Raw genomic sequence first — 11,096 nt, 5'->3', positions numbered from 1 at the left:
GGGGCCGCGGCGGGCGCCCCCGCCGCCGCCGAGTCCGCGCCGTGGGCGGCCACGAGGGTGCGGCCTCGGGTCAGGACGTCGTCCGGGAGGTGGACCGTGCCGGTCGCGGCGGAGACGAGGTCCACGCGGGCGCCCAGGTCGGACGCGAAGGCGTCCAGGCGGGCGCGGTCCTCGGGCGATCGCATGTCGACCAGCGCGACCACCACGTAGTGGTCGCGGGGGAAGCGGCGGTGGAGGGCGGCGATGGTGTTGAGGACGGTGCGGCCGGTCGAGAACTCGTCGTCCACCAGGACCAGCGGGCCGTCCGTGGCCAGCAGCCGGGGGTCTTCCGGGAGCAGCAGATGGGACGTGGCGTGGCTGTGCTCCTCCTCGAAGCCGCCCACCGTGGGCACGCCCGCGACCGGGCGGCGGGTGGAGTGCAGGTACGGGGCGAGGGCCAGGCCGTCCGCGACGCTGTGGCCGAGGCCGGTGGCCGTCTCGGCGTAGCCGAGGACGACGGCGCGGGCCGCCGCCTCCTCGCCCAGCAGGGCGCGCACCTCCTGCCCGAGCGCCACGCCCGCGCCGTGGACGGCGGCGGGGCGCTGGGGGACGTGTTTGCCCAGCACGTTCGACACGAGCAGATGCGCCCGCTTGGGGTTGCGCCGCAGCGCGAGCCCGAGGAGCCCGGGCAACCGCCCGTCGCCGTCGAGCCGTACGCCGAGCCGGTCCGCGACCCACTGTCCCGACCACACCACGCTGTCTGCCTCGTTTCCTCTCATCAGGTTCATGCGGTTCGTGCGGTCCGCAGGCCGGCGGCCAGCAGTTCCACGAAGCTCACGTCCTCCCGGGCGACGCCGAAGACCTCGGCGCGCTGCAAGGTCCGCTCGGCCCAGGCCCGGTGCGGTTTCACCTCGTTCATTTTGTTGGTGTACGCGGAGCGCAGCACACCGCCCCCGCCGCGCTCGGGTTCGAGGATGTCCACCGCGTCGCTGAACTCCTCGTGGCTGACGACGGACAGGGCGTGCACCGGGGCGACATGGGTGGGGTGGATGCAGGTCTTGCCCTGGAGCCCGTTGGCCCGGTCCAGTTCGATCTCGCGCAGCAGCCCGTCCATGTCGTGCTCGATGAGCGCGGCGCGCAGCGATTCGGCCCGCCCGGAGAAGGGGCTGAGCCGCAACTGCGGCTTGAACATGCGCTCGTGCTGCTTGAAGTACTCCCACACCGGCCCGGTGACGGTGAATCCGGTGCCGTCGGCCCGGCCCAGCATGTTCACCACGTCGCCGATGACGGAGGCGACGAGCTGGACGTCGTACGCGGTCATGTCGGGCGCCCGGCGCAGCCCGTACGCGGAGCACAGGTCGGTGACCCCAAGCCGCAGTGCCAGCACCCGCTCCCGGTATTTGTCGACGATCCGGCCGATCCCGGCGAGGGTGTCGGTGCGGGTTTCACGGTGCATCAGCTCCGGCGACTCCAGGACCGGCATCGCGTAGAGCCGCCGACCGCCCAACACCTCGGCCACCTCGCGGTTTTCGGCCGATATCAGCGCCTCGAGGAACGGAACGCCGCGCTCCTCGGTGAACTTGGGCAGTACGAATCCGGACAGCAGCCGAACGGCCGGTCCGAGCCGCCGCACGAGGTCGACGATCTGCTCGGGGGTGCGGACCCGGATGAAGAGCAGCGGCAGATCGGTGTCCACGCCGCGCCGGGCGAGGGCGGCGAACTGCCGCACGAGGTTCTCCTCGGCGCCCGGCACCTCGGCGTCATGGATCGAGTCCTCCAGGCACAGCACCATGGAGACAACGCCCCGACCTGCCTGTTTGACGATGTCCTCGGCGAGCGCCGGCCGGGTGGCGGGACTGTAGAGGGTGGCGCCGAGTGCGACGGCGAGGGTCCGGGCCGGTGTGTCGACCGAGAATTCGACGGGCTGCTGGTGGAAGAGGCGCGTCCGTACCTCGTCCGGCAGATGTCCAAAATGCCGCATGTATCTCCCCGCACTGCCGGTATCCCCACCCGGGCCACACGACCCTCGGGTGGCCGATTATCGTACGTCCGGGCCCGGGTCAAAAGTTCCCCAAGGGCGTGAAAATCACGTAACTCCTGTGCGTCACTCCGGTATCCGGCATGCCCGTCCCGCCACATCCCACCAGCACTGCCCCGCCCCCCTGCGTTGTCCCGGCACCGGGCGGGAGGGCAGGATTACGGCCATGACGCACGCGATGCTGAAGGGATCGAACATCCCGCTGGACGCCACGGCCATACGCGCGGTGCTGCGCTGGACCCCCGGCACGGACGTGCCGGACGTCGACGCCTCGGCGCTGCTGCTGGGCGGGGACGACCGCGTGCGCTCGGACGAGGACTTCGTCTTCTACAACCAGCCACGGCACCCCTCGGGCCTGGTCCGGCACCTGCCCAAGAAGCGGGCTCCCGAGGGGCTGACGGACACCATCGAGGCCGATCTGACCGGGCTGGAGTCGGAGGTGCACCGCGTGGTGCTGGCGGCCTCGGCGGACGGTGGCACCTTCGGGCAGGTCCGGGATCTGAGCCTGCTGCTGTACGACGCGTCGCCGTCGGCCTCCGAGGAGCCGCTGGCGATCTTCGCGGTGCTGCCGGAGACCGGCAAGGAGGCCGCGCTGATCTGCGGCGAGCTGTACCGGCGGGGGGACAGCTGGAAGTTCCGCGCGCTGGGGCAGGGCTATGAGACCGGTCTGGTCGGGCTCGCCACGGAGTACGGCATCTCGGTGGACGACGGCGAGGGCGCGGACGCGGTCCGGGACCGGGGCGCCGGACAGGGCACCGAGGAGCCCGAGGCCGCCCCCGAGCCGCTCTCCGCGCCTACCTCCCCGCCCGCCTCGCCGACCCCCAGCCAGGCCGAGACGGCCGCTCTGCCGCAGCCACAGCCCCTTCCGCAGCCCGACCCCTGGGACCCGCAGGCGACCCAGCCGCTCGCCGCCGGGCAGAGCCCCACCCCGACCGGCGCCACGGGCGACGGCGACTACTACCTGCCGCCGCAGCCCTCCGCACCGCCACAGGCGCCGCCGCACGCCACCCACGCCCCGGCACCGGCCTACCCTCAGCCGCCCGCCCAGCCCCCGGCGGAGCAGCCCGGGTACGGCTACCCGCAGCAGCCGAGCTACGGATACCCGCAGCCGCCCGCGTACGGCTATCCGCAGCAGGTGCAGCGGACCGATCCGCCGCCCCCGCCGCCGCTGCCGATGCCGTTCCCCGACCCGAACTTCACCCTGCCGCCGCAGGGGCCGCAGTTCCAGAAGCGCTAGCACCGCGGCCGGTGGCGGCGGCGGTTACACCTTCGACTTGTAGCCGCGGCCCCACTGGAGGCCCCATCCGTACAGCCGGTCCAGCTCGGCCTGGAAGCCGTACACGTACTTCACCTCGCGGCGGACGATGATCTCGCCCTTGACGTTCTCCAGCATGACCACGGCGCAGGAGCGGGCCTGGGGGGCCCGCTCGTCGAGCGCGATCTCCACCCGCGGACCGTTGCTGGGGAAGAGCGTGACCATGCCGTGCGTACGGTCGAAGGCGGGGGTGCCGTCGTAGATGTAGACGAAGACGAGCAGACGCTTGATGTCGTCCTTGTGGTCCAGGTTGATGTAGATCGTCTCGCCCATGCCGGAGCCGAACCGGTCATCCCCGCTGAGCTTGACGTACGGCGCCTCGTTGAGGTTGCCGAAGAAGTCGCCGAGCGGCTGGACCACGCCCTTGGCGCCGCTCTTCAGCTCGTACATGACGGCCAGGTCCAGGTCGACGTTGACCATGGCGGGCCCCTGGGCCTGCACCACCTGCGGCTTGAACATCTGGAGCGGGTGCCGCAGCAGGCTGGGCCCCTTGCTGTTGAAGTCCGAGGTGCGCATCTGCCAGGACAGGTTGATCCGCAGGTTGCCGCTGGCGGCACCCTGTTTGGTCAGCGAGATGGTCGAGTTCCGCTTGGTCAGCTCGACCGCGCCGGTCGAGTCGCCGCTGTCGAACTCGCGCCACGCGGACCGCCCCCAGTTGCTCCAGAACGCCATCGTGCGCACCCCACCCTTCGTGGCTCCCACTGCCTCTAAGCCGCTCAACCGCAGCGGGGCGGCCGGGAGGTCGGAAGACCTCGGCCGCCCCGCTGAGAGCGTTCCTCAAACGCCGGTGCGTCACACTCCGGCGGTCGGACTGGCTCAGACTCCGGACGTGACTTCCGTTTTCTCCTCGGATCCGGCTCCGCCGCCGTGTCCCTCCCGGCGGTTGCGGACGACCGAGGACCAGTACGAGGCTCCGATGAGGGCGATGCCCACCGAGCCGGTGATGAGCTCGTTGATCTCGAACTTGATGGTGGCGAGCAGGATCACGGCCAGCGCACCGATGGCGTAGTGCGCGCCGTGCTCCAGGTAGACGTAGTCGTCCAGGGTGCCCTGGCGGACCAGGTAGACGGTCAGCGACCGGATGTACATCGCGCCGATGCCCAGACCCAGCGCCATCTCGAAGATGTCGTTGGTGATCGCGAAGGCGCCGATCACGCCGTCGAAGGAGAACGAGGCGTCGATGACCTCGAGGTAGAGGAACATGAAGAACGCGGCCTTGCCGGCCAGGCCGACCACCGTGGCGCCGCTGCTGCCGCGCCCGCCGCCGTTCTCGGCGGGCTTCTTCTCGTCGGCCTCGCCGTCGCCGTCTTCGTCGTCCTCGTCCTCTTCGAGCTTGTCCTCGAAGAAGCCGGAGATCCCGTTGACGATCAGATACGTCATGAGACCGGCGACCCCGGACAGCAGCACGGTCGCGCTCTTGTCGCCGCCGCCGTGTGCCACGTCGGTGGCGACGGTGGTGGCGGAGATCAGCAGCACGGCCAGGGCGACGACGGCCGAGAAGGTGTCCAGCTTGCCGAGCTTGGACAGCGGCTTCTCCAGCCAGCCCAGCCAGCGGATGTCGCGCTCCTCGAAGATGAAGTCGAGGAAGATCATCAGCAGGAACATCCCGCCGAAGGCGGCGATCGCCGGGTGGGCGCCCGTCACCAGGTGTTCGTACTTTTCCTTGTCGTTGATCGCAAGGTTCACGGCCTCGATCGGGCCCAGCTTCGCCGTGATCGCGACGATGACCACCGGGAAGACCAGACGCATGCCGAAGACGGCGATGAGAATGCCGATGGTCAGGAAGATCTTCTGCCAGAAGGCATTCATCTTCCGCAGGATGCCCGCGTTGATGACCGCGTTGTCGAATGAGAGCGAGATCTCCAGGATCGAGAGGATCCCGACGATCGCGAGCCCCTTCCACCCCCAGAGGACGCCGGCCAAGGCCAGACCGCCCGCCGTGACGGCGAACGACCAACCAAAGGTTTTGAGGAGCACTGGCAACCCAATCCTTCTTCGAACGGTCTCCCCCGCGCCTTGTACGCGGCTTTACGAAACGTTGACCCCGAAGTCTAGAGCGATGCCCCGGAGCCCTGATGCGTACCCCTGCCCCACCGCACGGAACTTCCACTCGCCGTTGTACCGGTAGACCTCGCCGAAGATCATCGCGGTCTCGCCGGAGGCGTCCTCGGAGAGGTCGTAGCGGGCCAGCTCATTGCCGTCGGCCTGGTTCACCACGCGGATGAACGCGTTGCTGACCTGCCCGAACGTCTGGCGCCTGGCGTCGGCGTCATGGATCGAGACGGGGAAGACGATCTTGTCCACGCGCTCCGGGACCTTGGAGAGGTCGATCAGCAGCGACTCGTCGTCGCCGTCGCCCTCCCCGGTGAGGTTGTCGCCGGTGTGCTCCACCGAGCCCTCGGGGCTCTTGAGGTTGTTGTAGAAGATGAAGTACTCATCGCCGAGCACCCGCCCGGACTCGCACAGCAGCGCGCTGGCGTCGAGGTCGAACGGTGCTCCGGTGGTGGAGCGCGCGTCCCAGCCCAGGCCGACGAGCACCTGGGTGAGATTCGGCGCGGCCTTGGAAAGGGAGACATTGCCTCCCTTGGCGAGCGTGACGCCCATGATCAGGTCCCTCCCCGGGGGTAGTGCGTGGTGCGACGCGCATCCGGCGCCGCACTCCCGCCTGTCGAGTGCAGGGGTGCGGCGCCGGACGTGCCGCGGCGTGCCCGGCCGACGCCCTTCGGGAATGTCCCTCCGGCCCGGCCGGGCGCCACGGCCGGTTCAGACGTTGACGCCGAAGTCCTGCGCGATGCCACGCAGCCCCGAGGCGTAGCCCTGACCGATGGCGCGGAACTTCCACTCCGCCCCGTTCCGGTACAGCTCACCGAAGACCATGGCGGTCTCGGTGGAGGCGTCCTCGGAGAGGTCGTAGCGGGCCAGCTCGTTGCCGTCGGCCTGGTTCACCACGCGGATGAACGCGTTCCGCACCTGGCCGAAGCTCTGCTGACGGGTCTCGGCGTCGTAGATCGACACCGGGAAGACGATCTTGGCGACATCGGCCGGGACCCCGGCCAGGTTCACCTTGATCTGCTCGTCATCGCCCTCGCCCTCACCGGTGATGTTGTCACCGGTGTGCTCGACGGAGCCGTCGGGGCTCTTGAGGTTGTTGAAGAACACGAAGTTCTGGTCGTTGGCGACCTTGCCTTCGGTGTTCGTCAGCAGGGCACTGGCGTCGAGGTCGAAGTCGGTGCCCGTGGTGGTGCGGGCGTCCCAGCCCAGACCGACGACGACCGCGGTCAGGTTAGGGGCTTCCTTGGTCAGCGAGACGTTGCCGCCCTTGCTGAGGCTGACTCCCACGAGTCCTCCCAATAAGGTTCGTCAGGAGCACTGCGTGCCCCTATCTCCATGAGGTTTCACACCAGGATCAACGCGTCGATCCTAGTGAGCGGTTCCCGCCCGATACAGGCGTCGTCCCTGCCTGATTCGGGCCGCCGGTCACAGGCTCTCGAGCGCCTTGGCGTAGTCGTTCAGGTCCCGGGCGTCGGGCAGGCCGTTGACGACCGTCCAGCGGACCACGCCCTCCTTGTCGATCACGAAGGTGCCGCGCACCGCGCAGCCCTTCTCCTCGTCGAAGACGCCATAGGCGCGGCTGGCCTCGCCGTGCGGCCAGAAGTCCGACAGCAGCGGGTACTCCAGGCCCTCCTGCTCGGCGAAGACCCGCAGGCTGAAGGGCGAGTCATTCGAGACCGCGAGCAGCTGCACGTCGTCGTTGACGAACGTGGGCAGCTCGTCGCGGAGCGCGCACAGCTCGCCGGTGCACACGCCGGTGAAGGCGAACGGGTAGAAGAGCAGCACGACGTTCTTCTCGCCGCGGAAGTCGGAGAGCCGGACCGACTCGCCGTGCTGATTCTTCAGCTCGAAGTCCGGAGCCTTCGTACCGACCTCTATGGCCATGGGAGCCATCCCTTCACATCACATGTCGACTGATCACGGACCACCCTACGCGCCGAGCCCCCCACCGAAAGGGAACGGCAGGGGGCTCGGTTGTGTAGGTCCTTCGGCCTCAGCGCTTGCCCGAACGGGCGGCCTTCGGAGTGACCAGGCGGCTGCCGGTCCAGTCCTTGCCCGCGTTGAAGCTCTTCGTCTGGGACAGGCCCGCGGTGGTCGCGGCCTCGTTGATGTCGCTCGGCTCGACATAGCCGTCACGGCCGGTCTTGGGCGTCAGCAGCCAGACCGGTGCGCCGTCGTCGATCATCTGGATGGCGTCCACCAGCGCGTCCGTCAGATCGCCGTCGTCCTCCCGGAACCACAGCACAACGGCGTCGGCCACATCGTCGTACTCCTCGTCGACGAGCTCCTGGCCGGTGATCTCCTCGATGGCCTCGCGGAGCTCCTGGTCGACATCGTCGTCGTAGCCGATCTCCTGGACCACCTGCTCGGGCTGGAAACCCAGCCTCGCGGCAGGGTTGGTCCGCTCCTCCGCGTGGTCCGCGGTCGCGCTCACGGATTGCCTCCTGTCATCTTTCGTTCACTCTTCGAGTCTGTCAGCGCCCCGCGCGCGTACGCGAAGCATTGGGGCGTAGTCCACACGGGCCGGGCGGATCGCGCAAGTACCCGGCCAGCGATCCCGCCCAAACGTTGACGTGTCGCCCCAACTCCCATCATGGAGGAACGGCACGGAACGGCGCGTGACTGCCCGGATTACCCCACTATGCCCAGCTTACGTGTGTGTATCGACACCCTACGCCGCCCGGAGCCGAACGGCCGTACGCAGGTGCCCCCGGACGTGGGCGTAAGGTTGCGATTTGGCCGTCGCGACGCCGACCGCACGCCGACCGGTACCGTCCGGACCGGTGAGCGCCCGTCTCACCAGGTGTTGGTTACCACTCGGTAGAGGTGACGTATCCCGCACCCGAGGTACACGATGGAGACCGGCGCGACAGCAGCAGAGCACGAATCCATGTGCGTGCACAGCACGACCGAAAAGCGAAGGAATAGCGTGGCTTCCGGATCCGATCGCAACCCGATCATCATTGGCGGCCTTCCCAGCCAGGTCCCGGACTTCGATCCCGAGGAAACCCAGGAATGGCTCGACTCGCTCGACGCAGCCGTCGATGAGCGAGGCCGGGAACGTGCCCGCTACCTGATGCTTCGCCTGATCGAGCGCGCCCGCGAGAAGCGGGTGGCCGTGCCCGAGATGCGCAGCACCGACTACGTCAACACCATCGCCACCAAGGACGAGCCGTTCTTCCCCGGCAACGAGGAGATCGAGCGCAAGGTCCTGAACGCGACCCGCTGGAACGCGGCGGTGATGGTCTCCCGTGCGCAGCGCCCGGGGATCGGCGTCGGCGGCCACATCGCCACCTTCGCCTCGTCGGCCTCGCTGTACGACGTGGGCTTCAACCACTTCTTCCGCGGCAAGGACCAGGACAGCGGCGACCAGATCTTCTTCCAGGGTCACGCCTCCCCCGGTATCTACGCCCGAGCCTTCCTGCTCGACCGGCTGTCCGAGGACCACCTGGACGGATTCCGTCAGGAGAAGTCCAAGCTCGGTCACGCGCTGTCCAGCTATCCGCACCCGCGGTCGATGCCGGACTTCTGGGAGTTCCCGACCGTCTCGATGGGCCTCGGCCCGCTCGGCGCGATCTTCCAGGCGCGGATGAACCGCTACATGGAGGCGCGCGGCATCGCCGACACCTCCAACTCCCACGTCTGGGCGTTCCTCGGCGACGGCGAGATGGACGAGCCCGAGTCGCTGGGCCAGCTCTCCCTGGCCGCCCGCGAGGGCCTGGACAACCTCACCTTCGTCGTCAACTGCAACCTCCAGCGGCTCGACGGCCCGGTGCGCGGCAACGGCAAGATCATCCAGGAGCTGGAGTCGCAGTTCCGCGGCGCCGGCTGGAACGTGATCAAGCTGGTGTGGGACCGCACCTGGGACCCGCTGCTCGCCCAGGACCGCGACGGCCTCCTGGTCAACAGGCTGAACACCACGCCGGACGGCCAGTTCCAGACGTACGCCACCGAGACCGGTGCGTACATCCGCGACCACTTCTTCGGTGACGACCAGCGGCTCCGCACGATGGTCGAGAACATGACCGACGACCAGATCCTGCACCTGGGCCGCGGCGGTCACGACCACAAGAAGATCTACGCGGCGTACGCGGCGGCCAAGGCCCACAAGGGCCAGCCGACCGTGATCCTCGCCCAGACCGTCAAGGGCTGGACGCTCGGCCCGAACTTCGAGGGCCGCAACGCGACCCACCAGATGAAGAAGCTGACGGTCGACGACCTCAAGGGCTTCCGCGACCGGCTGCACCTGCCGATCCCGGACAAGGAGCTGGAGTCCGGCGTCCCGCCGTACTACCACCCGGGCCGGGACTCCGAGGAGATCCAGTACATGCACGACCGCCGCAAGGCGCTGGGCGGCTACGCGCCGACCCGCGTCGTGCGCGCGAAGCCGCTCCAGCTCCCCGGCGACAAGGCGTACGCGGCGGTCAAGAAGGGCTCCGGCCAGCAGCAGATCGCCACCACCATGGCCTTCGTGCGGCTGCTGAAGGACCTCATGCGGGACAAGGAGATCGGCAAGCGCTTCGTGCCGATCGCGCCCGACGAGTACCGCACCTTCGGCATGGACTCGCTGTTCCCGTCGGCCAAGATCTACAACCCGCTGGGCCAGCAGTACGAGTCCGTCGACCGTGAGCTGCTGCTCGCCTACAAGGAGTCGCCGACCGGGCAGATGCTGCACGACGGCATCTCCGAGGCGGGCTGTACGGCCTCGCTGATCGCGGCCGGTTCGGCGTACGCCACCCACGGCGAGCCGCTGATCCCGGTCTACGTCTTCTACTCGATGTTCGGCTTCCAGCGCACGGGTGACCAGTTCTGGCAGATGGCCGACCAGCTCGCGCGCGGCTTCGTCCTGGGCGCGACCGCCGGCCGTACGACCCTGACCGGTGAGGGCCTCCAGCACGCGGACGGCCACTCCCAGCTGCTGGCCTCGACCAACCCCGCGGTCGTCGCGTACGACCCGGCGTTCGGCTTCGAGATCGCCCACATCGTGCAGGACGGTCTGCGCCGGATGTACGGCGAGAACAGTGAGGACGTCTTCTACTACCTCACCGTCTACAACGAGCCGATCAAGCACCCGGCCGAGCCCGAGAACGTCGACCGCGAGGGCATCCTCAAGGGCCTGTACCGCTTCAAGCAGGGCGAGAGCGGCACCCACCCGGCCCAGATCCTCGCCTCCGGCGTCGCGGTCCCGTGGGCCCTGGAGGCCCAGCGGATGCTGGCCGAGGACTGGGACGTCCGCGCCGACGTCTGGTCCGCCACCTCCTGGAACGAGCTGCGCCGCGACGCGGTGGAGACCGAGGAGCACAACCTGCTCCACCCGGAGGAGGAGCAGCGCGTCCCCTTCGTCACCCGCAAGCTCAGCGACGTGGAGGGCCCGAAGGTCGCCGTCTCCGACTGGATGCGCGCGGTCCCGGACCAGATCGCCCGCTGGGTGCCCGGCACGTACCAGTCGCTCGGCGCCGACGGCTTCGGCTTCGCCGACACCCGCGGCGCGGCGCGGCGCTTCTTCCACATCGACGCCGAGTCGATCGTGCTGGGCGTGCTGACGGAGCTGGCGAAGGAGGGCAAGATCGACCGCTCGGCCCTGAAGCAGGCCATCGACCGCTACCAGCTCCTCGACGTAGCGGCCGCCGACCCCGGCCCCGCGGGCGGCGACGCGTAAGCCGTCTGCGACGGCGGATAACCGGTAAGCGCCGGGCGGGCTGGTGGACCAGC

At 69.0% G+C, this 11,096-nt stretch carries 10 protein-coding genes; 2 read left to right on the top strand and 8 right to left on the bottom strand.

Translation table 11 applies throughout. The annotated features are described in order from the left end of the window. The coding region (locus EEJ42_RS39190) for a phosphoribosyltransferase domain-containing protein (RefSeq protein ID WP_425473031.1) at positions 1 to 767 on the bottom strand (767 nt) is incomplete at its 3' end. Then, entirely contained in the window at positions 764 to 1,960 is a 1,197-nt protein-coding gene (locus tag EEJ42_RS39185; RefSeq protein ID WP_123106925.1) for an HpcH/HpaI aldolase/citrate lyase family protein, read from the bottom strand. The genes EEJ42_RS39185 and EEJ42_RS39190, both read right to left, overlap by 4 nt. 223 nt (positions 1,961 to 2,183) lie before the next feature. Between EEJ42_RS39185 and EEJ42_RS39180 the strand changes: the two genes are divergently transcribed. Beyond that, on the top strand, positions 2,184 to 3,254 hold the full coding sequence (locus EEJ42_RS39180; RefSeq protein ID WP_123106924.1) for a TerD family protein: 1,071 nt from the start codon (positions 2,184 to 2,186) through the stop codon (positions 3,252 to 3,254). Between the two features lie 24 nt (positions 3,255 to 3,278). On the opposite strand, the gene EEJ42_RS39175 is transcribed toward EEJ42_RS39180, so the two are convergent. The 6 genes from EEJ42_RS39175 to EEJ42_RS39150 form a co-directional block, all read right to left on the bottom strand. Next, positions 3,279 to 4,004 carry a TerD family protein gene (locus tag EEJ42_RS39175; RefSeq protein WP_123106926.1) on the bottom strand — a complete coding sequence of 242 codons (726 nt, stop codon included), beginning with the start codon at positions 4,002 to 4,004 and terminating at the stop codon, positions 3,279 to 3,281. 144 nt (positions 4,005 to 4,148) lie between these two features. Next, the gene (locus EEJ42_RS39170; RefSeq protein WP_123106923.1) at positions 4,149 to 5,309 is read right to left on the bottom strand and encodes a DUF475 domain-containing protein; all 1,161 of its coding nucleotides are present in this window, start codon (positions 5,307 to 5,309) and stop codon (positions 4,149 to 4,151) included. Positions 5,310 to 5,360: 51 nt separating this feature from the next. Continuing rightward, positions 5,361 to 5,936: a TerD family protein gene (locus EEJ42_RS39165; protein ID WP_123106922.1), complete on the bottom strand. Its 576-nt coding sequence runs from the start codon at positions 5,934 to 5,936 to the stop codon at positions 5,361 to 5,363. Between the two features lie 159 nt (positions 5,937 to 6,095). Next, complete coding sequence (locus tag EEJ42_RS39160; protein WP_055550596.1) at positions 6,096 to 6,671, bottom strand: TerD family protein; 576 nt, start codon at positions 6,669 to 6,671, stop codon at positions 6,096 to 6,098. Between the two features lie 138 nt (positions 6,672 to 6,809). Further along, entirely contained in the window at positions 6,810 to 7,268 is a 459-nt protein-coding gene (locus EEJ42_RS39155; RefSeq protein ID WP_009718271.1) for a peroxiredoxin, read from the bottom strand. Positions 7,269 to 7,377: 109 nt separating this feature from the next. Further along, positions 7,378 to 7,818: a DUF3052 domain-containing protein gene (locus tag EEJ42_RS39150; RefSeq protein ID WP_009718270.1), complete on the bottom strand. Its 441-nt coding sequence runs from the start codon at positions 7,816 to 7,818 to the stop codon at positions 7,378 to 7,380. Positions 7,819 to 8,313: 495 nt separating this feature from the next. Here EEJ42_RS39150 and aceE point away from each other — a divergent pair, with 495 nt between their 5' ends. Beyond that, positions 8,314 to 11,043 (top strand): pyruvate dehydrogenase (acetyl-transferring), homodimeric type, encoded by a 2,730-nt coding sequence (gene aceE, locus EEJ42_RS39145; RefSeq protein ID WP_123106921.1) that lies wholly within the window; start codon positions 8,314 to 8,316, stop codon positions 11,041 to 11,043. The last annotated feature ends 53 nt before the right edge of the window (positions 11,044 to 11,096 follow it).

Origin of the sequence: Streptomyces botrytidirepellens, assembly GCF_003721215.1 — a bacterium.
GTDB lineage: Bacteria > Actinomycetota > Actinomycetes > Streptomycetales > Streptomycetaceae > Streptomyces > Streptomyces himastatinicus.
The sequence above is the reverse complement of the archived record's forward strand: the minus strand, read 5'-3'. Positions and strand labels throughout refer to the sequence as shown.